Origin of the sequence: Leisingera sp. S132 (assembly GCF_025144465.1) — a bacterium.
Lineage (GTDB): Bacteria > Pseudomonadota > Alphaproteobacteria > Rhodobacterales > Rhodobacteraceae > Leisingera.
In genome coordinates this window covers 3,540,001-3,563,644 of the sequence record NZ_CP083553.1, presented here as the reverse complement: position 1 = coordinate 3,563,644, position 23,644 = coordinate 3,540,001, and the positions used below count along the sequence as shown (strand labels likewise).

Annotated in this window: 20 protein-coding genes, 3 pseudogenes and 1 other annotated feature; of the genes and pseudogenes, 10 read left to right on the top strand and 13 right to left on the bottom strand. The window is 62.7% G+C overall.

What is annotated here, in order from left to right; translation table 11 throughout:
- Positions 1–170: 170 nt before the first annotated feature.
- On the top strand, positions 171–1,835 hold the full coding sequence (tnpC, locus tag K3725_RS17575) for an IS66 family transposase (protein ID WP_260016544.1): 1,665 nt from the start codon (positions 171–173) through the stop codon (positions 1,833–1,835).
- Between the two features lie 171 nt (positions 1,836–2,006).
- Here tnpC and K3725_RS17570 read toward each other — a convergent pair.
- From K3725_RS17570 to K3725_RS17540, 7 genes and pseudogenes are all read right to left on the bottom strand, one after another.
- Positions 2,007–2,498 (bottom strand): annotated as a pseudogene (locus tag K3725_RS17570) (transposase); the annotation flags it as partial.
- A 270-nt stretch (positions 2,499–2,768) separates the two neighbouring features.
- A pseudogene (locus K3725_RS17565) lies at positions 2,769–3,008 on the bottom strand (transposase); the annotation flags it as partial.
- Positions 3,009–3,252: 244 nt separating this feature from the next.
- The gene (gene speB, locus K3725_RS17560) at positions 3,253–4,224 is read right to left on the bottom strand and encodes an agmatinase (RefSeq protein ID WP_260016543.1); all 972 of its coding nucleotides are present in this window, start codon (positions 4,222–4,224) and stop codon (positions 3,253–3,255) included.
- 59 nt (positions 4,225–4,283) lie between these two features.
- Entirely contained in the window at positions 4,284–5,081 is a 798-nt protein-coding gene (locus K3725_RS17555; RefSeq protein ID WP_260016542.1) for an amino acid ABC transporter ATP-binding protein, read from the bottom strand.
- Positions 5,081–5,731 carry an amino acid ABC transporter permease gene (locus tag K3725_RS17550; protein ID WP_260016541.1) on the bottom strand — a complete coding sequence of 217 codons (651 nt, stop codon included), beginning with the start codon at positions 5,729–5,731 and terminating at the stop codon, positions 5,081–5,083. The genes K3725_RS17555 and K3725_RS17550 overlap by 1 nt, the downstream gene beginning before the upstream one ends.
- Positions 5,721–6,398, bottom strand: coding sequence for an amino acid ABC transporter permease (locus K3725_RS17545; protein ID WP_260016540.1), 678 nt, complete (start codon positions 6,396–6,398; stop codon positions 5,721–5,723). Before K3725_RS17545 ends, K3725_RS17550 begins: the two co-directional genes overlap by 11 nt.
- Before the next feature lie 28 nt (positions 6,399–6,426).
- A complete protein-coding gene (locus tag K3725_RS17540; RefSeq protein ID WP_260016539.1) occupies positions 6,427–7,263 on the bottom strand; it encodes a transporter substrate-binding domain-containing protein in 837 nt (278 codons plus the stop codon).
- Positions 7,264–7,410: 147 nt separating this feature from the next.
- On the opposite strand from K3725_RS17540, the gene K3725_RS17535 reads away from it, so the two are divergent.
- Positions 7,411–8,310 carry a LysR family transcriptional regulator gene (locus K3725_RS17535; protein WP_260016538.1) on the top strand — a complete coding sequence of 300 codons (900 nt, stop codon included), beginning with the start codon at positions 7,411–7,413 and terminating at the stop codon, positions 8,308–8,310.
- A gap of 238 nt (positions 8,311–8,548) precedes the next feature.
- Here the strand turns inward: K3725_RS17535 and K3725_RS17530 are convergent.
- From K3725_RS17530 to K3725_RS17515, 4 genes and pseudogenes are all read right to left on the bottom strand, one after another.
- Positions 8,549–9,924 (bottom strand): annotated as a pseudogene (locus K3725_RS17530) (IS3 family transposase).
- Positions 9,436–9,590: a sequence feature (AL1L pseudoknot), on the bottom strand. Its footprint overlaps the pseudogene before it by 155 nt.
- A gap of 119 nt (positions 9,925–10,043) precedes the next feature.
- The gene (locus K3725_RS17525; protein WP_260016537.1) at positions 10,044–11,006 is read right to left on the bottom strand and encodes a methylenetetrahydrofolate reductase; all 963 of its coding nucleotides are present in this window, start codon (positions 11,004–11,006) and stop codon (positions 10,044–10,046) included.
- Entirely contained in the window at positions 11,006–11,578 is a 573-nt protein-coding gene (locus K3725_RS17520) for a methylenetetrahydrofolate reductase C-terminal domain-containing protein (RefSeq protein ID WP_260016536.1), read from the bottom strand. Before K3725_RS17520 ends, K3725_RS17525 begins: the two co-directional genes overlap by 1 nt.
- A 202-nt stretch (positions 11,579–11,780) precedes the next feature.
- Positions 11,781–12,893 carry a trypsin-like peptidase domain-containing protein gene (locus K3725_RS17515; protein WP_260016535.1) on the bottom strand — a complete coding sequence of 371 codons (1,113 nt, stop codon included), beginning with the start codon at positions 12,891–12,893 and terminating at the stop codon, positions 11,781–11,783.
- A 144-nt stretch (positions 12,894–13,037) separates the two neighbouring features.
- Between K3725_RS17515 and K3725_RS17510 the strand changes: the two genes are divergently transcribed.
- From K3725_RS17510 to K3725_RS17495, 4 genes are all read left to right on the top strand, one after another.
- Positions 13,038–13,709 carry a response regulator transcription factor gene (locus tag K3725_RS17510; RefSeq protein WP_260016534.1) on the top strand — a complete coding sequence of 224 codons (672 nt, stop codon included), beginning with the start codon at positions 13,038–13,040 and terminating at the stop codon, positions 13,707–13,709.
- A gap of 4 nt (positions 13,710–13,713) precedes the next feature.
- The gene (locus K3725_RS17505; protein ID WP_260016533.1) at positions 13,714–15,063 is read left to right on the top strand and encodes a HAMP domain-containing sensor histidine kinase; all 1,350 of its coding nucleotides are present in this window, start codon (positions 13,714–13,716) and stop codon (positions 15,061–15,063) included.
- A 137-nt stretch (positions 15,064–15,200) separates the two neighbouring features.
- Positions 15,201–16,220, top strand: coding sequence for an Ldh family oxidoreductase (locus K3725_RS17500; RefSeq protein ID WP_260016532.1), 1,020 nt, complete (start codon positions 15,201–15,203; stop codon positions 16,218–16,220).
- 40 nt (positions 16,221–16,260) lie between these two features.
- On the top strand, positions 16,261–16,938 hold the full coding sequence (locus K3725_RS17495; RefSeq protein WP_260016531.1) for an alpha/beta family hydrolase: 678 nt from the start codon (positions 16,261–16,263) through the stop codon (positions 16,936–16,938).
- Here K3725_RS17495 and K3725_RS17490 read toward each other — a convergent pair.
- A complete protein-coding gene (locus tag K3725_RS17490) occupies positions 16,910–17,371 on the bottom strand; it encodes a response regulator (RefSeq protein WP_260016530.1) in 462 nt (153 codons plus the stop codon). The genes K3725_RS17495 and K3725_RS17490 overlap by 29 nt on opposite strands.
- A 1-nt stretch (position 17,372) precedes the next feature.
- Complete coding sequence (locus tag K3725_RS17485) at positions 17,373–18,848, bottom strand: PAS domain S-box protein (protein WP_260016529.1); 1,476 nt, start codon at positions 18,846–18,848, stop codon at positions 17,373–17,375.
- A gap of 438 nt (positions 18,849–19,286) precedes the next feature.
- Between K3725_RS17485 and K3725_RS17480 the strand changes: the two genes are divergently transcribed.
- The 4 genes from K3725_RS17480 to K3725_RS17465 all read left to right on the top strand — a co-directional run bounded on the left by K3725_RS17480 (position 19,287) and on the right by K3725_RS17465 (position 23,364).
- Positions 19,287–20,705, top strand: coding sequence for a methyl-accepting chemotaxis protein (locus K3725_RS17480; RefSeq protein WP_260016528.1), 1,419 nt, complete (start codon positions 19,287–19,289; stop codon positions 20,703–20,705).
- Between the two features lie 108 nt (positions 20,706–20,813).
- Positions 20,814–21,566, top strand: coding sequence for an allophanate hydrolase subunit 1 (locus tag K3725_RS17475; protein WP_260016527.1), 753 nt, complete (start codon positions 20,814–20,816; stop codon positions 21,564–21,566).
- The gene (locus tag K3725_RS17470) at positions 21,563–22,594 is read left to right on the top strand and encodes a biotin-dependent carboxyltransferase family protein (protein WP_260016526.1); all 1,032 of its coding nucleotides are present in this window, start codon (positions 21,563–21,565) and stop codon (positions 22,592–22,594) included. The genes K3725_RS17475 and K3725_RS17470 overlap by 4 nt, the downstream gene beginning before the upstream one ends.
- Entirely contained in the window at positions 22,591–23,364 is a 774-nt protein-coding gene (locus tag K3725_RS17465; protein ID WP_260016525.1) for a LamB/YcsF family protein, read from the top strand. Before K3725_RS17470 ends, K3725_RS17465 begins: the two co-directional genes overlap by 4 nt.
- The last annotated feature ends 280 nt before the right edge of the window (positions 23,365–23,644 follow it).

The following is a 23,644-nucleotide window of genomic DNA, read 5'->3' as shown; positions in this document are numbered from 1 at the left end:
TAAGTGAGGCCCCTAGGATTTGCAGATCAGCCGGGGCCCCAAAATCGTTTGGTACACGATTGCTGCTTACTTCATCCCATCACCCGCATCAGAACGCAAGTGACTTCGCGCCCGGTCCGCTGGGCGCGACCTGACAAGCTGTGTGCACAGCGGACACGGGGTGCATTTCTATGAAAGATATACAGACTGCCTGCGCCGAGCTCGCCAGGCACCCGGAAAGCTATGTTGCGAAGCTGGCCGCCGCCATCGCTGAAGCAGACCGGGCACGCGAACTCGAACCTCAAGATGTGATTACCGTCAAGGACGCGAGGATTTCCACGTCATTAGCTGAGATCAAAGTACTGAAGGCCAATAACCGGCTGCTGCGCGCCCAGCTCAGCAAGTTGCAGGATATGCAGTTTGGGCAGAAGAGTGAGAAGCTACCGGGAAATAGAAAGACGGGGGGCAAAGCTGCACCAGCCAATTCTGCCTCCTGTTTCCAAGCCGGGATGGCTGACGGGAATGCAGAGATCGCGCAAACTGAAGACGTTAAACCCAAACCACGCGGAATGCTAGGGCGTCAGGCAATTGAGTTCCCGAGCCATTTGCCCAAAGACATACGCATCGTCGAACCTTCCGATGGAGCGGTCTGTAATTGCGGATGTGGCATGCGTTTGCTTGGAGAACAGGTCATCAAACGGTTGACTTACAAGCCTGCCGAGATCCGTGTGATTGAAGAGCATTACCCCAAATATGTCTGCCACGTATGCGATCGCTTCAAACAGGCTCCGGTTCCGAAGCGCGCCTTCGATCAAACCTGTTTCGACGACCGGTTGATTGCGGGGCTGGCAGTCAGCAAATTTGCGGACTTTCTGCCGAACTTCAGGCAGGAGCAGATATTCATGCGTTCAGGCGTGAAACTGCACCGTTCGACAATGTCCCGTTTGATGGATCAGGCTGTTGACGCACTTCTACCTCTTTACGACGTGATGAATAGGGATCTGAAAGCAAGTTCGAAATTGTTCATGGACGAAACCGTGCTGGCGCAGTTGGCGCCTGGGAGCGGAAAGACGAAGACCTGTTATGTTTGGGCGCTGTGCCGGGACGACCGCCGATGGAAGGGGAATGCACCGCCGGGTGTTGTCTTCCATTTTAAGCAGTCGCGCAAAGGCCAACATGCTGAGGACATACTGACCGGCTTCAACGGTGCTCTCCAGGTTGATGGATACGCGGGATACAACCGCTTGCGAAGAGAGCAGCGCAACGGCGGCCCGCTTGCACTCGCCTATTGCTGGGCGCACGTGCGCCGCAAATTCCTGGACGTTCATAAGGCGACAAAATCAGGCCAGGCGATGGAGGTCATTGAGTTGATCAACGCTATGTATGAAATCGAGCGCAGGCTTAAGTCTCAACCAGCCTCTGCAAGATGTGCAGCCAGGCAGTTGGGAACCGCGCCATTGATGGATAAGCTTGCACAGCTGCTCCAGAAAATATCCGGGCGCGTTTCAGTAAAATCGACATTGGGACAGGCAGTGACCTATACGCTTAAACTATGGACAGGCCTCAGCATGTTCCTGTCTGACGGGCGGATCGAAATCGACAGCAATGCCGTTGAAAACACCATTCGACCGATTGCCCTTCTGCGTAAAAACGCCCTATTTGCAGGTTCAGAGGTCGGCGGCCGCAACTGGGCTGTTATGGCCAGCCTGATCGGCACATGTAAACTGAACGGTGTTGAACCCTATGCCTATCTCACTTGGGTGTTCGAGCAAATGGCCATAGGGCACCCACGTTCGCAGTATGAAAAGCTTCTGCCTTGGAACTGTCCAAGGGGCCGCTACAGCATCGAAGGATAGTATCTCTGAAGTGGAGTAGCTCCCGCCCGCCCAGCTAGTGCTGGGCGGGCCGTTATGCGTGATCTCGCAGATTGACGGCGGCCGCTGCCACACACAGCTGGCCGCTCTGCGGCATGCGCGGGGTCACGTCCGTCAAGCTGGTGTAATTTCCCGGATGGCCTGAGGTCATGGTCAGGCGGCTTGGGATGATAGGCTGAGAATGGGATCGGTCTCCTCTGCGTCGATTTCGGCGAAGGCCTCGACCATCATGTAGCGGCTGGCGGTCTGCCATTCGTCATTCTGCTCGAACAGCACTGCGCCGATCAGGCGGATGATGGACGCCTCGTTCGGAAAGATCCCGACGACATCTGCGCGCCGCTTCACTTCCTTGTTCAAGCGTTCGATGGGATTGGTGCTATGCAATTTGGTGCGGTGCTGGCGCGGAAAGGCCAAATAAGCCAGCATATCGTGCTCGCTTTCGTCCATAAGAGCGGCCAGCTTGGGCCATCGCCCGCGGAGCTGGTCGGCCACGCGGCGCCAGGTGCCCCCGGCGGATGCGCGGTCCGGCTGATCGACGGCCTGCCGGGTTGCCGCGGCAACGACCGTGTTCTGGCCGCGGGACACATGCGCGAGGGCGTTGCGTATCCAGTGAACACGGCAGCGTTGCCAAGTGGCCTCGAACATGGCGTATTCATTCACCAAGCACAGTATTCCCGGTGCCCGATCCACACCTCCGATAGGGCCGGCATGATTGTCTATCACTGCCCTTCCGGAGCTTGCAGCACCAGAGATTTCCAGAGAGGTTCGGCTAATGAACGTGTCTCTGGCGCTCCCAAGCATGACATAAGGCTTTGAAATGGAATGAAGATTAGTTTCTGGTGGCGCGCAGCGCCACTGTATGTTTGCTCGCCAACTATGGGAAGGTCTACAGGAAGGGGTCAGATGCAACGCTTACGCCGCACGGGCGGTATCGCCAGCCAAACGCCGCTTGCCAGCTTCCATGAAGTCCTTTGACCATTTGTAGTAAACGCCCTGGGAAATGCCCTCACGGCGGCAAAGCTCAGCAATACTGTCTTCCCCACGCAGGCCGTCCAAGACGATCCGGATCTTCTCTTCCGAAGAATACTGCTTGTGGGTCGCCCGCTTTATGTCTTTGACGATCTTCTCGCCGGGGCTCTTGGTTGTCTTTCTCATCGTCCACTCCTCGGTGGTCACGATGAGCCAGAAACACTCTCCTATCAAATTGCCCTATTTGGCCCCATAAGCGCTGGCGTCAGACACATCGCTGATATGGATGCGCAGGAATCCAAACTGAGTTACGTTCCAAGACGCAAAGGCAGAGTACGAAAAAGCCTCCGCCGGAAGTGTGCGATATCTACAAGCCAGTGCCATAGCATTCAGCAATTTCCCACCGTCAATGGCACCGGCTTGCCATTCGTCATTTTCCGTGAGCCGCTTGGCCTGCAAGCACACAAAGCAACTCAAACATGATTGACACGCCAACCCATGCGGTTCCTCCCTCCGGGTCAAAAGGCGGCGAGACTTCGACCAGGTCCGCGCCGATCAGGTTCAGGCCCTGCAGCTTGCGGACCATTTTCTGGGCTTCAAATGTGGTGAAGCCGCCGATTTCCGGCGTGCCAGTGCCGGGTGCAAAGGCGGGATCGATGCAGTCGATGTCGAAGGTCACGTAGGCCGGCTCCTGGCCGACAATGCCACGTGCCTCTTCCATGATGTGATCCAGGCCGACGTCGTGGAACTCTTCGATGGTGACGATACGGATGCCCTGCTCGATGCCCCATTCCACGTCATCGCCGCCGCGGGTGCCGCGGATGCCGATCTGGATCATCCGCTTGGGGTCCAGCAGGCCTTCCTCGATGGCGCGGCGGAAGGGGGTGCCGTGGGTGTATTTGCAGCCGTTGAAATACTCGTCGAACAGATCCGTGTGGGCGTCGAAATGGATCATCCCCACCGGCCCGTCCGAGGCCAGCCCGCGCAGCACGGGAAGCGAGATCATGTGATCGCCTCCCGCCGTCAGCGGCACCACGCCCTTGGCCTTCACCTGGTGAAAGTAATCCGTCACCCGCTGCAGCGTGTCCATGGTGTCGGCCGGGTTCACTGGACAGTCGCCCAGATCGGCGCAGTTCGCGGCTTCGAAAGGCTTTATCTTGGATACCGGGTGCATGGCGCGGATCATGGTGGAATAGTCGCGCAGCTGGCGCGGGCCGTGGCGCGCGCCTGGGCGGTTGGTGGTGCCACCGTCCCAGGGCACGCCGACAAGGCCAATGTCCACTTGCGGAATTGCCTCATTGCTCAGCTCCACATGCGGCAGCCGCATAAATGTCGGGATGGACGCAAACCGTGGCACTTCCATCGCCGAAACCGGCTGGAAGGACATCTCTTTAGTGCTCATTTCAACTCCGATAGTTATCCGCCCTCGTCCGGGGCATGTTTTGGTCAGACCGGCGGGCGTCAGCCGCCGGAACGTTCGTTCCAGGTTTCCAGAAACTGCTTCAGGCGTGCGCTCTGCGGGTTCTCGAACAGTTCCGCCGGGGGGCCGTGCTCGACCACCACACCCTGGTCCATGAACACCACCCGGTCGGCGACACGGGCGGCGAAACCCATCTCATGCGTCACGATCACCATGGTCATGCCGCCCTTGGCGAGCTGCTGCATCACGGTCAGAACCTCGCCAACCAGTTCCGGGTCCAGGGCCGAGGTCGGTTCGTCAAAGAACATGATGCGCGGCGCCTTGGCGGTGGCGCGGGCAATGGCGACGCGCTGCTGCTGGCCGCCGGACAGCTGGCTGGGGTAGTTCTGCGCCTTGGCCTCCATGCCGACCTTGGCGAGGTTCTCCAGCGCGATCTTTTCGGCCTCGGCCTTGCTCATCTTCTGCACCACGCGCAGTGCTTCGGAAACATTGCCGAGCGCCGTCATATGCGGCCAGAGGTTGAACTGCTGGAACACCATCCCGACGCAGTCGCGCACCGCGTCGGTTTCTTTTGGAGAGGCAGGTTTGCGCCCTTCCGGGCCGTCCTTGTAGCCCAGAAGCCGGCCCTCGATCAGCACATGGCCTTCGTCATAGACTTCAAGGAAGGCCATAGAGCGCAGAAGCGTGCTCTTGCCTGATCCAGAGGGGCCGATGATGCAGATCACTTCCGACGAGCTGACCTCCAGGTCGATGCCCTTCAGCACCTCCAGCTGGCCAAACCGCTTGTGCAGCCCCTTAACGGAAACCGCGGGAGTGGCTGTAACAGGTTGTTCAAACATCAGTGTTTCACCTTCTTTTCAACCCAGGCGCCGGCGGCGGCAATGCCTTCGATCAGGATCCAGTAGATTGCGGCGGCGGTCAGATAGGGTTCCATGGTGGCAAAGGTCTCGTTGACCATCTGGGTGGTGTTCTTGGTCAGTTCGGCCACGGTGATGATCGACAGCACGGCCGATTCCTTCACCAGCAGCACCAGCTGGTTGGTCAGCGGCGGCACGATCAGCATCAACATCTGCGGAATGCGGATGCGCAGGATGACCATGGCGCGGCCGATGCCCAGCATCCGGGCCGCTTCGATCTGCCCGTGCGGAATCGACTGGAAGCCGGAGCGGAAGATCTCGGCGAAGTATCCACCCGCGTAAATTCCCAGCCCGCCTACGCCGACCACCTCGGCCGAGAACGTGAGGCCGATGGACGGCCCGCCGTAGTACATCAGGAACAGAAGGATCAGGATCGGCGTGCCGCGCACCACCTCCACATAAATCCGGCAGGCGGCGCGCAGCACGGCCCAGCGGGACAGGAGCCCAAGGGCTGCAAGCAGCCCCAGCCCCATAGCAAGAACGGACGCCAGGCCGCAGATGATCAGCGTGGTCATCGCCCCCTGCAGCAAGAGCGGCAGGTACTTCAGAACAAGGTCGAAATCAAACTGCATGGGCCAGCTTCTTCTCGCTCTTGCCGAGGTGGCGCTCGAAATAGCGGCCCAAGGCAGCCAGGCTGACGGTCATGATCAGAAACATCAGCATCGCCAAGAAATAAACTTCGAACGGGCGATAGGTGGTGGCGACCACCTGCTGGCTGGTGCGCAACAGCTCGGTCACCGCGATCACTGAGATCAGCGAGGAGTTTTTCAGGATCGAGATGGTTTCATTGACCAGCGAGGGCAGCACCAAGCGGAACATCTGGGGCACCAGAATGTTCTTGCGGATGGTGAAGGTGGAAATGCCCAACATCCGCGCGGCCTCCACCTGGCCCCGAGGGATGGCCGTCAGCCCGCCACGGTAGATCTCGGCCTGGAAAGCGGCGGTGTTCATGGTCAGCGCAATGACGGCTGCGGCCAGGGGGGGCACGCCGATACCCACCATCGGCAGAAAATAGAAGATGATCAGCAGCTGGATCAGAAGCGGCGTGCCGCGCCAGATGCTGCGGTAGATTTTCGAGGCGATCCGGATCACCGGATTTACCGAGATCAGCCCGAAACACAGGGTCAGGCCGACAAAGATCCCCAGCACTATGGAGACCAGCGAAAGGGAGGCGGTATAGGCCGCCCCCCTCAGGAGGTCATCCCAATGGTCGCTGAGGATGGACAGGAGGGAGTTCATTATCTTTGAGTCCTAGGGCCCTAGGCGATCAGTGCTCGGGGCGCTGCGGCGCGCCTTCTGGCAGCGACATCGGGGCGCCGAACCATTTGGTCTGCAGCTCGGCCAGCTTGCCGTTCATCTGAAGTTTTTCGAGGCCTGCGTTCATGAACTCCGCCAGCGAGGCGCTGTCTGCGTCCTTGCGGGCCACCCAGCCGTAATAGCTTTTGGGGCCAATTGTGCCGCCGACCACCTGGAACAGTTCGGGCCGCGCGCGCTGCGCTTCCAGCAGGTTCGGCAGACTGTTGGCCACCGCTTGAATGCGGCCTGCCGCAAGGTCGGCATAGGCCTCGTTATAATCCACGTAGGTCTTGATGGTGATCGGCGTGCCCAGCGTCTTGGAATATTCCTCCAGCGTCGCCTGATGCACAGTGCCCGCCTGGGTGCCGACCGCATGGCCTGCGATTTCTTCCGGGGTTTCAATTCCGTCGGTACGTTTAAGCTTCATTACCGCCATGGTGGCGTCGGCAATGGGGCGGGACATGTTGTATCGATCCCAGCGTTCAGCGGTAATCGTCACCGAGGTCACCACGTAGTCGAACTTACCGGCTTCCAGACCGGAGAGGATACCCTGCCACGGCAGGTCCAGGCGTCTGAAATCAACACCCGGCAGGTCCTTCATGATCTCTGTCATGATATCGGCGGAATAGCCGACGATCTTGCCGTCTTCGACAAATTCAAACGGCGGGAAGCGGCTTTCGGTGCCGGCCACGAACTCGCCGCGCTCCTTGATATCGGACAGAAGGTCCGCCTGCGCTCCGGGCGCAAGGGTAAGGGCTAGGGCCGCGGCGCCGAGGATGGATTTGAGGGTCAGTGTTCCAGTACGCATAAATATCTCCCTGCTGCTGGAAAGCCGCCCCGGTTTTCCGGGTCCGGCATGAGTCTGCCTCAGTTCTATGCGCGCCCGAAATATTGACAAATCCCAAGTTAATGAAGTTCACTCCGGAAATTCTGATATGAAGAGAAGGGCGGGAGTATGCGCGTCAGTAGCAGTGATATTAACAGCTTGAACGTCTTCCGCGTGGTTGTGGAAAGCGGCGGCTTCACCGGTGCACAGCATTCGCTCAATATCAGCCAATCTTCGGTCAGCGCACATATTGCCGGCCTTGAGGAACGGCTGGGCTTCCGGCTGTGCGAAAGGGGCCGCAGCGGGTTTTCGGTGACGAAGAAAGGCGCGCAGGTATATGCCCAAGCCCGAAAGATCTCGCATCTGATCGACGAACTGTCGGACGAGCTGGGCGAGATGCGCAACCTGATCACCGGACATCTGAAATTCGGCATGATCGACAACACGATCTCGGATCCGGGCCTGCCGCTCTACCGCGCCGTGCGCAGCTTCGTGAACCGGGCCCGCAATGTGGAAATCGACCTGCGCGTCGGCACGCCCCGCGAGTTGGAGGCTTCGTTGCTGAGCGGCGATCTCAACATGGCCTTAACTTCTACCGGGCAGCAAGTGGAAAGCCTGACTTATGAACCTGTTTATGAGGAGATGCAGTCGCTCTACTGCAGTGTTGATCACCCGCTGTTCGACATGCCGGAGCCGAAGCTGGCGGATGCCGAACGCCACGCATTTGTCGCCCGCCGCTTCGGCCAACTGATGGAGCTGCGGCCGTTTTCAAAACCCAAGGTAGCGGCCAATGCCTCCAACATGGAGGCGCTGGCGGTTTTCATTCTCAGTGGTCATTATATCGGTTTCCTGCCGCGCCATTACGCAGAGCGTTGGGTTCAGGCGGGCAAGATGCGCCTCTTGCTGCCGGAAGAAACGTCGTTCAATACGTCCTTCTTCCTGGTCACTCGGAAGGACGCCCGCATGTCGCGTCTGTTGTCTGCTTTTGCTGATGACCTATTTGCGTGCATCAACAAGGCGGCGGGCTGATACCTGAAAGCTGCACTTGGTAGTGGCCGATTCGTCCCGCTCCTCGGGTGTTGCCCATAGAAACATCCCCGCACCGTGCCTGTCGGTCGTAATGACTGACTGTGTGATGGGCGACTGGTCTGACTGGGGCTGGTCAGTTTGTTTGTGCATGGTTGAACTTGGAAGCTCTTCCCCTTGCTTCACTGGTGAGTGGGAGTTCTGAACCGCACCGGGTTTGCCGGAGGCTGATTTCAGTTAGTTACGCGGCAATATCCTCAGTTTCCAGAGCGGCGTAGAAATTGGCCTCTGCTTCTGCCGGCGGAATGTTCCCGATAGGCTCAAGCAGACGGCGGTTGTTGAACCAATCCACCCATTCGAGCGTTGCGTATTCCACCGCCTCGCAGTTGCGCCAAGGGCCCCGGCGGTGGATGACCTCGGCTTTGAACAAGCCGTTGATCGTCTCGGCCAGGGCGTTCTGCGCATTCAAATGATCCCCCGGATCATTTGATCCTCTGCGCGGAGCTGCTTGAACTCATAGCTGTCCCCGACGCTGCCGACAGAGGGCTCGATACCAGCTTCTCCCAACCGCTCTGAGTATTTGATCGATAGGTATTGGCTGCCGCGATCTGAGTGGTGAACAAGCCCCATCGCCTTCGTCGGCCGCCGCTCATGAACAGCCTGCTCCAGCGCATCGAGAACGAACCCGGCATGCGCCGAGGTGCTGACACGCCAGCCGACGATCTTGCGGGCATAGGCATCAATAACGAAGGCGACATAGGCAAACCCTTTCCAGGTGGCGACATAGGTGAAATCGCTGACCCAGAGCATATTTGGAGCAGGCACACGGAATTGCCGGTTCACTTTATCCAGCGGGCATGGGGCCTTCTTGTCGGGCACCGTGGTTTTGTGCGGCTTGCCCCGGATGATACCTTGAATGCCCATGCTCTTCATCAGCCGGGCGACCGTGCAGCGGGCGACATCGAAACCTTCCCGTTGCAATTGCCGCCAGACCTTCCGCACGCCATAGACCTGCCAGTTCTCTTCGAAAACACGCAGGATCTCGGGCCGCAATGCCGCGTCACGCCGGGCACGGTCTGACAACCGGGCCGGATCAGCCCGCTTCGCCAGGTGCTCGTAATACGTGGAAGGGGCAATCGGCAGGACAGTGCAGATCGGCTCGACCCCATGCTCACTGCGATGCATGTCCCCTCTCATCGATACTGCGTATCGACTGCCGGGCAGCGGATAAAGGACACCATCACTTCGACCGGCGGTCGAGCTCCGCCATCGCAAAATACGCCGATGCCTTGCGGAGGATCTCGTTCGCCTGGCGCAGCTCGCGGTTCTCCCGCTCAAGCGCCTTCGTTTGGGCCTTCAAATGATCCCCCGGATCATGTGATCGCTGCGCGAACGACCCGCACTGTCGGCGACATCGGTGGGAACACCCGCCCGCTTGCCGCTGTCGACTTCTGCCTTCTTCACCCACTCATTCAACGTATGCGCCGAACAGCCAATCTTCGCGGATATTGACATGATCGCCTGCCAGCGGGAACTGTGCTGGCCCTGGTTGTCCAGCACCAGACGCACCGCACGCTCGCGGACCTCAGGGGAATACTTGTTTGTTGTCTTGCTCATTGTGGCTTCATCCTACTCAGGAGTTGAAGCCTCCGGCAAACCCGGTGCGGTTCACTTACCCTCCGGGCGCCTTTGCTGTATCCGGAGACGGGCGGGCGCGTGCTTGTAGGAACCCGGGTTCACCTTTTGCGGGACGCCAGGACCCCGGACTCCCGTATGATCTCCGAGACCTCGTGCTCCTTCCGGTAGGCCATGACATGCACGCCCGAGACGCCCGCGATCTCCCGCATCTGCTGGATCAGCTCGATGCAGATCTTCTTGCCTTCCTGTCCGGGTTTTTCGGCTTTCTCCATCCGGTCGATGACCGCGTCGGGCACATGGATCCCCGGCACGTTCGAGCGCATCCACCGTGCTGCCCGCGCTGACGCCAGCGGGCCGACGCCGGCCAGGATGTAAACCTTCTTGTCCAGCCCCAGGTCCCGTACCCGTGCCATGAATTTCTCAAACAGAGGCACGTCGTAGATGTAGTTGGTCTGGATGTATTCGGCCCCGGCCTCCACCTTCTTGGCCAGCCGTTCCGGGCGCCAGTCATAAGGCGGGATGCAGGGGTTTTCAGCCGCGCCCAGAAACAGCTGCGGCGGGTTCTTGATGGTGCGTCCGGACAGGAATTTGCGCTCATCCCGCATTGTCTTGATGGTGCGCAGCAGCGACAGGGAATCGAAATCGAAGACCGGTTTCGCGCCCGGCTGATCGCCCACGCCGACGCCGTCCCCGGTCAGGCACAGCACATTGCTGACGCCCATGGCCGCGGCCCCCAGAACGTCGCCCTGAATGGCGATGCGGTTCCGGTCGCGGCAGGAGATCTGGTACACCGGCGAATAGCCTGCGCGGGTCAGCAGCGCACTGATGCCGATCGAGGACATGTGGCAGTTTGCGCCCGAGGCATCGGTGGCATTGATGGCGTCGGCAACCTCGCCCAGCGGGCGCGCGGCCTCATAGACATCCGCGGGATCGGCGCTGTCCGGCGGGTTCAGCTCAGCGGTGATGGCAAAGCGGCCGGAGCGCAGCACCCGTTCCAGCCGGCTGTGGGAGACATGGCCCTCGGGCGGCGCGGAGTAGGGCCGGGATATCGTGTGATCCATCACTTGCTGCCTTTCACGGCCTGTGCGGGCTCCTCTGCCAGCGGCGCGGCGGAGGGTTCGTTTGCGCGGGCATCGGGGAAGGCATCGGCAATGGCGGTGCGTCGCTGTTCCCGGGCTTCCCGCAGATGCGCGGCTTTTTCGCGGCTGACCCGCAGCCAGGACGAGGACCCTTCGAGGTTGCGTTCGACCGGCGGCAGAACGGTGTGAATCTGCGCGCCGCCTTTCATCCGCGATGCCCCGTCCCAGGCCAGCGCCCAAACGCATTTCATGTCCGGCTTGACCTCGCAGAAGCCGCCCGGCCTGACACCGCCGCAGGGGCCGTTGCGCAGCTGTTTGGGGCAGTTCATCGGGCAGGACATGCCGGTTGACGACAGCACGCACTGCCCGCACATCTTGCAATCGAACAGCACGGTCTTGACGCATTTTTCAACAAAGGCGACCGGGCGCTCAACCCGGTCATAGCCGATCCTTGCATGAACCGGGTCCAGCGCGATCATGACGCTTTCCAGGCGCTTGTAGATCCATTCAAAACTGCGCGAATGGCGGATGGCAAACAGGCGGATCCTGTACAACGGGCGTCCCTTTCTCCATGCACTTGCAGCATCTTACTCACAGAGTGCGGCTGCAATGAACTAGAAATAGGTTTTGCAGCCTCCGCTGCCATGTTTTCTGCTGTTTGCGGACGGTCCAGCCCTGCAGGACATTCCGGGTCCATCCCGGCAGGCGCCGGATGGTTTCCCTGCCTGGGTCCCAGGCAGGGAACAGGCCCCGGGGTCAGGCGTCCTGGCTGGAGCGGTCGCCCAGGGTCACGTCCAGGGTCACTTCCTTGCCCTTGCGCAGGACCTCGATCCGCGCTTTTTCGCCCGGGGCGTTCACCGCGACTGCGGCTGTCAGGTCGCGCAGTTCGTTGATCTCGGCCGTGCCGAACCGCAGCACCACATCGCCGGGTTTCAGCCCGGCCTCCGCCGCCGGGCTGCCGGGCTCGACGTTTTCGATCACCACGCCCTTGCCGGCCTCGCGGCCCAGCACATTGGCAGCGTCCTCAGAGAGCGGCTTGATCTGCACACCGAGCCAGCCGCGGGTGATCTCGCCGTCGTCTTCGAGGTCGGCAACGATCTTCTGAACCATATCGGACGGCACCGCAAAGCCGATGCCGACGGAGCCGCCGCCCGGCGAGTAGATCATGGTGTTGACGCCGACGACCTCGCCTGCGGCATTGAACAGCGGGCCGCCGGAGTTGCCCTTGTTGATGGCTGCATCGGTCTGGATGAAGTCGTCAAACGGGCCGGAATTGATATTGCGCGAGGTGGCCGAGACGATGCCGGAGGTCACGGTGCCCGCAAGGCCGAAGGGGCTGCCCATGGCAAGAACCTCGTCGCCGACGCGCAAGTCATCGGAGGAACCGAATTCCACCGCGGTCAGCGGTGTATCTGTCTCGACCTTCAGCAGGGCGATGTCGGTCAGCGGGTCGGCGCCAATCACCGTGGCGTCATGCTTGCTGCCGTCAGAGAGGGTGACAGAGACGGTCTGGGCGTTGTCGATCACATGGTGGTTGGTGACGATCAGCCCGTCTTCAGAAATCACGAACCCGGAGCCTGCGCCCTTGACCGGGCGGCTGTTGCCGAAGTCCGGCACGCGGCCGCCGAAGCGGCGCATGAAGTCTTCCATGAACTTGTCATTGTGCATTCCCTGCCGGTCCGCGGCAGGTTCCGCCTTGGCGGTTACCTCGACAAAGACGACGGCCGGGGAAATGGTCTCAACCAGATCGGCATAGCCGCCCGCGGGCACGGCCAGGGCGGGGGCGGGCGCCAGAGTCATCATTGCGGCGGCAGAGGCGGCGGCGGTCAGGGCAAAGGCGAACCGTTTGGGAGCGTTGGTTTGGGGCATCTTCAGTTCCTTGCTTCACTAGGGATGCAAGGCAGATGGCAGGCCGTCATTTCAATCGCCTGACGCATTCTATACAGATCTGTAATGTGCGCTGAAACCGGATCCGGTGTAAGACCCGGAAGGCGCAGCAAAGCGGGGGATGGCTTGAAGATCCTGGTGATAGAAGACGATGCCACGACCGGCCCCTATGTGGCCGCCGGCCTGCGCGAGGAGGGGCATACCGCGGATCTGGTCACCGATGGCCGCGAGGGGCTGCTGCAGGCAACCGCGGCGGATTACGATGTGCTGATCATCGACCGGATGCTGCCGTCCCTGGACGGGCTGAGCCTGATCAAGACCCTGCGCGGCGCCGGCGTGCGGACGCCTGCCATCATGCTGACGGCGCTGAGCGGCGTGGATGACCGCATCGAGGGGTTGGAGGCGGGGGCGGATGACTACCTTGTGAAACCCTTTGCCTTTGGCGAGCTGGCGGCGCGGGTGGCGGCGCTGGCCCGCCGTCCGGGGCTGCAGGAGCAGGAGACCGTGCTGCGGGCAGGGGATCTGGAGATGGACCTGGTCCGCCGCAGGGTTGCCCGCGCTGGCCAGGAGATCGAGCTGCTGCCGCGCGAGTTCCGCCTGCTGGAGCATCTGTTGCGCCGCAAGGGGCGGGTGCAGACCCGCACCATGCTGCTGGAAGCGGTCTGGGACATCAGTTTCGACCCGCAGACAAATGTGGTGGAAACCCATATTTCGCGGTTGCGGTCCAAGGTGGACCGGCCCTTTGGCAGCGGCCTGATCGAAACCGTGCGCGGCGCGGGGTACCGTATTGCCGGATGATGCCGTGAACCGCGTGCGCGTTCTGCTGCGCTCCTCGCCGGTGCGGCAGTCGCTGTGGCTGTCGCTCTTGTTTGTTGCGGCCAGCGCGCTGAGCCTTGGGGTTACTTATTATGTGGCGCATGGCACGCAGGACCGGGCCATCCGGGAAAGCCTGATGCAGGACATGGCGGGGTTCCGCGCGACGCCTTCTGCCGCGGCGCTGGCGGCGCTCGTCAATGCCGAGACCGCGGAGACAGACCCGCAGCGCCGCCTGCTCAGCTACCGGCGGCCCGGCGGGCGGATCGTGGCGGGCAATGCCGCCATCATGCAGCAGCAGGAGGGATTCCGGGTGGTGGCGCTGGGCCCGGCACCGGTGGAGATTGCGGGCCGCTTCATTTCGCTGAGCGCCTATATTCACGGCGGCCTGCTGACGGTGGCGCAAAGCGCCAGGCCGCTGGATGAGCTGCGGCAGACCTATCTGAGGGTGGTTCTGTTCAGCCTGTTTCCGGCCATTGCCGCCGCGGTGCTGGGGGGGGTGCTGCTGGCGCGGCGGGCGGCGCGGTCTCTGGCGGGGATCGAAACCACGCTGGCGGCGCTGACCTCCGGTGATCTGGGCGCCCGGGTGCCGCAGATGCCGGGCCGGCAGGGGGATATCGCCCGCATCGGCCGCAGCGTGAACCGTATGGCTGAAGCGCAGCAGCAGTCCACCGAGGCGCTGCGGCAGGTGTCGGCGGATATTGCCCATGACCTGAAAACCCCGATCCAGCGGCTGGCGGTGCAGCTTCAGCGTCTGCAGGACACACCGGGATTGCCGCAAGAAGCCCAGGCACTGGCCGGCACGGCGCTGGAAGAGACCCGCGGCATCACCAGCACCTTTCAGGCGCTGTTGCAGATTGCCCAGCTGGAGGACGGCGCGCCGCGTGCGCGGTTCGAGGCGGTGGATCTGTGCGAACTGACCGCAACCTTTGCCGAGATCTATGAGCCGGCAGCAGAGGAGCAGGGCCGCCGTCTGAGCCTCCGCCTGCCCGGGGCGCCTGCCAGGGTCACTGGCGACCGCACGCTGTTGGGCCAGCTGCTGGCCAATCTGATCGAGAACGCGCTGCGCCATACCCCGGAAGGCTCTGCCATCAGCCTGTCGCTGCGGCAGGAGGGCGCATCAACCATCCTGTCGGTGCGCGACCACGGCCCCGGCATCCCGGAAGAGGAGCGCGCCAAGGTGCTGCGCCGCCTGTACCGGCTGGAGCGGAGCCGGACAACGCCGGGCAGCGGCCTGGGGCTGAGCCTGGCAGCGGCGATCGCCGGGCTGCACGGGGCTGCATTGCAGCTGTCCGATGCCGGACCTGGCCTGCGGGTTGAGGTGGCCTTCGGGACCTGATCCGCTGCCGCGGGCCGGGGGGGGCGTGCGCCGCAGCGCCGGATGAATGTGTTGCCAAGATGCGTGCTTTGTTCCAAGCCTTGCACTGCGGGCGCCCCGGCGCCTGTTGACCCGGCACCAGGACAGGATCTGCTTTCATGACCCCCGTTTCGACAAAGACGCTCTCACTCGGCGACGTGCGTGCATTGGCCAAATCCGTCCTTGTGTCTGCGGGCATGGATGCAGCGGGCAGCGACCTGATCGCGGAAATCGTCACCTGTTCGGAACGCGACGGTCCGCGCAGTCACGGGCTGCGGATGCTGCCGGTCTATGCGCAGAGCTTTACCTCCGGCTATGCCAATGGCGCCGCCGTCCCGAAGATCGAAAAGATCGCGCCGGGCGTGCTGCGCGGCGATGCGGACAACGGGTATTACCAGATAGCCGCCGCAGCAGCAAGGCAGGAGCTGATTGCGCTGGCCCGCGAAACCGGGATTGCCGCCTTCACCTGCGCCAATTGCCATCACCTGGGCGGCTTGCGGTTCGACACCGAGCCGCTGGCCGAGGCCGGGCTGGTGGCGCTGGCGGTGATCAACTCTTTGTCGATGGTGGTGCCGCAGGGCGGCGTGCGACCGGTGTTCGGCACCAACCCGATGTCCTTTGCCTGCCCGCGCGCGGGCGCGGCGCCTGTGGTTTGGGACCAGGCGGCCTCGATGGTGGCGCTGATGGATATCCGCATGGCCGCCGCCGAGGGCCACGAGCTGCCGCGGCCGGCCGGGCTGGATCCGGATGGCAATCCCAGCACCGATCCCAATGCTATTCTGGAGACCCGCAGCCTGCTGCCGTTCGGCGAGCACAAGGGCGCGGCGATTGCCTTCATGATCGAGGTGCTGGGCGCGGCGCTGGCGGGCGCCACGCTGTCGGTCGACAACCAGGAGCGGGAATCCTTCAGCGCGCTCAACATCAAAGGCGGCGCCACCCTGATCGCGATTGACCCTGAGCGGTTCGGCAATGCGGGTTTTGACGGCTATATCACCCGTATCTGCGCAGAGATCGAGGGCAACGGCGCGGCCCGGGTGCCGGGAGACGGGCGGTTGAGGAAACGCGCGGCGGCAGAGGCTGATGGTGTGGAGGTCAGCACCGGACTGCTGGCGCAATTGGACGCGCTGGCCGGTGTCTGAACAGGCGGCCAAATATAAAGGGTCCAGCGAGGATGCTTTGATGGACAGCCCCTTTCTTCTGAGCGGCGGCGGCGCGGGCCGCACCACTGTTCTGCTGGCGCATGGGGCCGGCGCCGCCATGGACACTCCATTCATGGAGGCCATTGCCGCGGGTCTTGCGGGGCAGGGGCTGCGGGTGGCGCGGTTCGAATTCGCCTATATGGCCGAGCGCCGCAAGGGCGGCGTGAAGCGGCCGCCGCCAAAAGTGGAGAAGCTGCAGGCGGAATACCTGTCGGCCGTCAGCCGGCTTGCCTGCGAGGGGCCGCTGATCATTGGCGGCAAGTCCATGGGCGGCCGGGTGGCCAGCATGATCGCTGACGGGCTTTATGCCGAGGGGCGGGTTTGCGGGCTGCTCTGCTTTGGCTACCCGTTTCATCCGCCCGGTAAACCGGAGCGGTTGCGCACGGCGCACCTGGAAGCGCTGAGAACGCCGGCACTGATCTGTCAGGGCAGCCGCGATCCCTTTGGCACGAGGGCGGAGGTGAAGGGCTACGCACTGGCTGCGGCGGTCAGCCTGAGCTGGCTGGAGGATGGCGACCACGATCTGAAGCCGCGCAAAACGGTGACCGGCTTTGGCCAGGACCGCAATCTGGATGCGGCCTGTGCCGCTGCCGGCACGTGGGCCAGGGCGCTGACGCAGGCCGGACGGGTCAGGTGTCCGTCACGGGCAACTCGATGATCCGCCAGTAGCGGTCCATCATGCTGACGAGCTGCAGGAAATCGCGGCCTGCGGTCTCTTTGGCGATGTAGCCCGCGGCGTTGAGGTCGTAGGCGGCGGTGATGTCCTTCTGGTCTTTGGAGGTGGTCAGAAAAAACACCACCGTGTTGTGCAGCGCAGGGTCGCTGCGCAGTTCAGCGACCAGGTCGATGCCGTTCATCCGCGGCATGTTGATGTCGGCCAGAACAACATAGGGGGGTGCCAGCCTGGTTTTGCCGCCGGTGCCGCGCAGGATCCCGAGCGCGTCGATGCCGTCAACGGCCCTGGTTAGATGATTGGCAATACTGGCTTTGCGGAAGGCACGCCGCACCGCCTTGGCATCGCCGTCATCGTCGTCAACCAGCAGGATGTTCAGTTCCTTGCGGACGGGGAGAGCGCCGGTCAGCTGCTCCATGTCAGTATTCTCCTTTTGCGCAGGGTTGGGGCTTGGGCCAGGTGATGCTGAATTCGCAGCCCTCCCCCTCGGCAGAGCGGACGGAGATCGAGCCGCCCGCCTGCTGCACGTGTTTCTGGACGATGGCGAGACCCATGCCGCTGCCCTCCACCTGGTCCCGGGATTTGAGCGTCTGGAACATTTTAAAGATCTTCTGGTGGTATTCGGGCGCAATACCGGGGCCGTCGTCGGTAACCTGGAAGACCCAGCTCCCGTCCTGGTCCTGCAGCGTTACGTCCACCGCCCCTGAGCCGGTTTCACTGTGCTTGATCGCGTTGGAGATGAGGTTGGCGAAAATCTGTTTCAGCGGCATGTTCACCAGCTGGATATCCTTGAAGGCCGGGTCGATACGGATTGTGAAGCCCGGCGGCTGGTCAACCAGCATCAGCACCTCCTGCATCAGCGCGTCGCCTGGCATGAGCTGCTGGTAACGGTGGTCATCCGCACGCCCTATCCGGGAGTATTCCAGCAGATCGTCCAGCAGCCGGTCCATCCGCGTCACCCGGGAACGGAGCAGCTGCAGGTTCTCGCGGCTGTCCTCGTCAAGGACGTCCGCCAGATCCTCTTCCAGCCATGTGGACGCGTTGTCGATCACCCGCAGGGGCGCCCGCAAATCGTGAGAGGCCACATAGGCAAAGTCATCCAGGTCGCGGTTCGACCGGGACAGATCCTCGATGAATTTCTCCCGTTCCGCCTCCGCGCGTTTTTGTTCCGAGATGTCGCGGACGATGCCGCTGTACAGGACGTGGCCGCCGACCTGGACTTCGCTGACGGAAAGATGCAGCGGAAAGGTGCTGCCGTCCTTGCGCAGCCCGCGCACTTCGCGGCCGATCCCGATAATTTTTTTGCGGCCGGTTTCATTATAATTCCGAAGGTAGCCGTCGTGTGCCGAGCGGTCTGGGTCCGGCATCAGGAATTTGACATTCCGTCCCGTGGCTTCTTCTGCGCTGTAGCCGAAAATATGTGTGCAGGCACGGTTGTAACTGAGGATGTTTCCGGTCCCGTCAATGGTGATCATTCCGTCGACAGTGTTTTCCTGAATTGCGGCCAGCTCATTCTGCTGGCGCTCCAGAGATCGTTGAAACATCTTCTGGCGGCAGACGATGAAGGCAAAGGCCCAAAGCGCCAGGATCGTAAGCGCCCTGTTGGTCAGCACGATCCATTCATTGGCCGCCGAGTGCGGAACCAGAAAGTAGCCAAGTACCGAAAGGACTGATGCCACCGCGGCATAGGTGTAAGCGGTGGAGGGCGTCTCCGCCCAGATGGCGCAGAGAACGACGCCGGTGTAGATCAGCCCGGCCGCCACCCCCAGCGGGGTCAGGTAGTCGAACAGAAACCCGGCAGCAACCATAATGGCCGCTGCGGCCTGGGCACGCTGGCCCTCTGCAAGCTGCCGGTGAGCTGGCTGGCGGATGCCGGTTTGCCGGGCGTAGGTCATATGGCGAGCGGTTCCTTGCATTGTTGCAGTCGGATGGAATCCTGGATGTTGGCTGCGGCCCTCATTGCGGCCGGCCTGGGGAGTGTCTGGAAAGCGTACACTTCCTGTGAGTTTCAGCAAGAAAAATACATCTTAAAGTTGCTTTTCTGGACGGCAGGCGCGAACCCGGCAACGGGATCGCCACGCCTGGACAAGTGCCGGATAGGGCTGCCGGGATCAGAAGGCGCTGACCCTGACAGGACACCCGCTCCATGCCGGACAGAGCGGTTTTCGAGCGCTTTGCAGTGCTGAGGCCGCGGCGGACCCGGGGTGGCGCCGGATCCTGGGCGGGGCGTGGAGGGCGGGGGAAAACGCTCCCGGGGCCGGTTAAGAATTTGCTGTCGGTTTGACGCTAGCTTTGCGCGATCCCTTTAGAATCACGAACGTGCGGAGAGATAAATGTTTTTCAAATCCAAGGCGGCCAAACCTGCAGGAGAGCTTAGCAGTGCGGAAATTATCGCCGGAATGGTTGACCGCACGCAGGCGACGATCCAGTTCCAGCCCGATGGGACCATTTTGACAGCGAATGCCAACTTCCTCTCCGCTCTGGGGTACAGTCTTGAGGAAATCACGGGCAAGCATCACTCGATGTTCGTTGCACCGGATCTGGCGGCCAGCGCTGAGTACAAGTCCTTCTGGAAGGAACTGGCACAGGGCCGTGTGTACACCGATCAGTTTCCGCGGGTGACCAAGGCTGGGGAAACCATCTGGATTCAGGCCACCTATGCGCCGGTTACCGGTCCGGATGGGGCGGTTGTGCAAGTGGTGAAGGTGGCGACTGACGTGACCGTGCGCCGCCGCGGCTTGCAGGAGATTGCCCGCGGGCTGGAAGCCATGAGCCAGGGCGACCTCGGCGTCCGGGTCACGCTGTCGGAACAGGCGGACATCGCGGCGCTGGGCGAGGCGTTCAACCGGTCTGCGGAGCAGCTGCAAACGGCAATTGGGGCTGTCACCCGGGTGTCGGATGCGGTGGGGCGCACCTCCAATGAGATTTCAAAGGCAGCCAGCGACCTGTCGCAGCGCACTGAAAGCCAGGCCGCGACGCTAGAGGAGACGGCGGCGGCCATCGAGGAGCTGACGTCAACCGTGCATTCCGCGGCAGAGGGCGCGGAGAAGGTGGAGGGCATCGTGAGCGAGGCGAAAACAGCAGCAGAGCGCAGCGGCCGGGTGGTCGAGGATGCGGTGGCGGCAATGTCGCAGATCGAGACCTCGTCAGAGGAGATCGCCAAGATCATCGGAATGATCGACGACATCGCCTTTCAGACCAACCTGCTGGCGCTGAATGCGGGCGTGGAGGCGGCGCGGGCGGGCGACGCGGGCCGCGGTTTTGCGGTTGTGGCCTCTGAAGTGCGGGCTCTGGCGCAGCGTTCCGCCGGGGCGGCGGGGGAGATCAAGCAGCTGATCAGCGAAAGCAAGCAGCAGGTGGCCAGCGGTGTCGACCTTGTCGGGCGCACCGGTTCGGAACTGAAGGAGATCATCAGCAGTGTCGGCACCATCTCCAGCCACATCAGCGGTATCGCTACCGGCGCCAAGGAGCAGGCGACGTCGCTGAGCGAGATCAACCTGGGTGTTTCGCAGCTGGATCAGGTGACCCAGCAGAATGCAGCGATGGTGGAGCAAACGTCGGCCGCCAGCCAGCAGCTGTCGTCTGACGCCGGACAGCTGACCCGTGAGGTCTCCAAGTTCAGCGGCTGCGGAGGCGCCGCGCCTCGGGCGGCATCCCCGGCCGCGGAGGTGATTGCCTTCCAGCGTCCCGCGGCGGCGCCGGCTGCGGTGCAGAACGAGCTGCCCGCGGCGCAGGGCTGGGACGATTTCTGAAGCTGCTGCCGGCCAGCCAGCCGCTGCCGGCTGGTCTTGCCTGAACTGACGTGTTGACACTCTGTGCCCGTGCCGCAACGCTGGCCGCAAAACTGACGGGGTGAACACATGGACAGCCAGGATGCGGCTGCATATCCGCTTGTCCGCCGGGCCGGGCTGAGCGGTATACTGGTCAGCTTTGGCGGCAGCCTGAGCGAGGCATCAAACCGCGCGGCGCTGGCTTTCCGCACCGCAGTGGAGGCGCGGGCGATGGAGGGCGTGGTGGAGACCATGGCCTCGCTGGCCTCGGTCTTTGTCCGGTTTGATCCATCCATCCTGCCGCATGAAAGACTGGAGGCTGTGCTGCGGGACCTGCTGGCGGAACAGGACTGGCTGCAGGCGCCGCTGCCGGCCGGGCGGCGGTTCTGGCGGGTGCCGACCGTCTATGGCACCGATCTGGCACCGCAGCTGGCAGAAGCCGCGGATGCCGCGGGCATGAGCGAGGCGCAGGCCATCGACAGCCTGAGTGCGGCGCGGGTACGGGTGCTGACCATCGGCTTTGCCCCTGGCCAGCCCTACCTTGGTTCGCTGGGGCCGGAATGGGATCTGCCGCGGCAGACCGAGCTGACGCCTAAGGTGCCGCGCGGCGCGCTGGTGCAGGCGATCCGCCAGTTCGTGCTGTTCACCAACCCGGCACCCACCGGCTGGCGGCATGTGGGGCAGACCGGGTTTACGCTGTTTCAAGCGGATGCAGGGCAGCCCTTTGCCCTGCGCCCCGGTGACGAGATGCAGTTTGAACCGGTTTCCAAGCCAGAGTTCCTCAAGCTTTGCGAAGATGATCCGTTGCGCGGCGGCGCGGCCGCTGAGGAGATCGGCGCATGAGCGGTCTCAAGATCCTCCGCATCGGCCCGGCGGCATCGGTACAGGACATGGGCCGTCCCGGGCTGCTGGGGCAGGGGATATCCCAAGGCGGCGCCGCGGATACCCTGGCGCTGGCCGAGGGCGCGGCGCTTCTGCGGCAGGATCCTGGCCTGGCGGCGCTGGAGATGGGCGGTATGGGCGGCGAGTTCGAAGCCACTGGCCCTCTGCGTATTGCATTGACGGGCGCGCCGATGGCGGCAGCGCTGGAGGGCGCTGCCCTGGCCTGGAATGCCTCGCACCAGATGGAGGCAGGGCAGCGCCTGACCATCGGTGCCGCCCGCGCCGGCGTCTATGGATATTTGCATCTGGGCGGCGGCATCGCCACTGAAACGGTTCTGGGCGCGCGCTCTGTTCACCTGATGGCGGGCCTCGGCCGCGCGGCGGAAGCCGGGGATCTGCTGCCGGCAGGTCCAGACCCCAGCAGCGAAACCGGGCTGGTGCTGGATGCCGAAGAACGGTTCAAGGGCGGTGCGCTGAGGATTGTCGAAAGCTTCCAGAGCCATCTGTTCCGCGAAGCGGTCCGGGCGCGCTTCGCCGCCACTGCCTTCAGCCGCGGCAGCCGGGCCAGCCGGATGGGTGTAGAGACGGTTTCAGACGGCGAGGGCTTCGCCGCCGAAGGCCAGCTCAATATCCTGTCCGAGGTGATCCTGCCCGGGGACGTGCAGATGACCGGTGATGGCAAGCCCTATGTGCTGCTGCGTGAATGCCAGACAACGGGCGGCTATCCCCGGATCGGCACGGTTCTGCCCTGTGATCTGCCCAAGGCGGCGCAGACCCCGGCGGGCGCGCCGCTGCACTTTTGCTGGATCAGCCTGGAGGACGGGCTGGAAATCCAGGCCAGGTTCGGCACATCATTGAAAGCCCTGCCCGCCGCCTGCCGCCCGCTGGTACGCGATCCGGCAGCAGTCCGGGACCTGTTGTCCTATCAATTGATCAGCGGCGCTGTCTCGGCCGATGCCGACCCGTTCGCAAAGGGGGAAACCACATGAGCAAGACTGTCGACCTGAATGCCGATATGGGCGAAAGCTTCGGCCCCTGGACCATGGGCGATGATGCGGCGCTTCTGGATATCGTGTCCTCTGCCAATATCGCCTGCGGCTTTCACGCTGGCGACCCGGATGTGATGGCGCGGACCATGGCGCTGGCGCGGGAAAATGGGGTGGGGATCGGCGCCCATCCGGGGTTTCTGGACCTGCAGGGTTTTGGCCGCCGCAAGATGCAAGTGCCCCACGGAACCCTGGCCAACATGATCCGCTACCAGCTGGGCGCCGCCCGCGGCATGGCGCAGGCGGCAGGCACGGATGTGCGCCACCTGAAACTGCACGGGGCTCTTTCCAACATGGCCTGCACCGACCACGCAATGGCGCGTGCCTGCTATGAGGCGGCGCTGGATGTCGATCCGGATATCATCATCATGGTGCTGGCCGCCACCGCCATGGAGGAGGTGGTGCGTGAGCTGGGCTGCAACTGGTGCGGCGAGATCTTTGCCGACCGCGCCTACAATGACGATGGCACCCTGGTTGACCGCGCGCTGCCAGGCGCCGTCATTCACGACCCGGCGCTTGCCGGGCCCCGTATTCTGCAGATGGTAAAGGAAGGCGCGATCATCACCGAAAGCGGCAAGCGCATCCCGGCGGCAATCGACACAATCTGCCTGCACGGTGATACCGCCGAAGCCGTAGAGCTTGCGGCTTCCGTCCGCAGCAGCCTGACTGGCGGCGGAATAACCGTCAGGATGTTCTCCGGCCGCCAGGGGTGAAGCCGGGCGAGGCTGGGCCGCGTGAATCCCGGATGCTGCGCCAGCCCGTCTCGCACCCCGCCGGAAAATCACCGGAATCGCATGGCTTGCGAGGCGGGATTCGGCGCCGCCCGACTCGCAGCGGCTGGTCCGGCTTGTATGCCTTGAGGCACCAGCCCCAACATATAGTGGACATCCTGTAGGGGGCGGATCTGACGGTTTGTCCGCTAACGCCAGCTGAGCTGTAAAAAAGGCCCGCGAAGAGCTTTATCTCTAGGTTATCGTTTTGTTTTTATGTGAT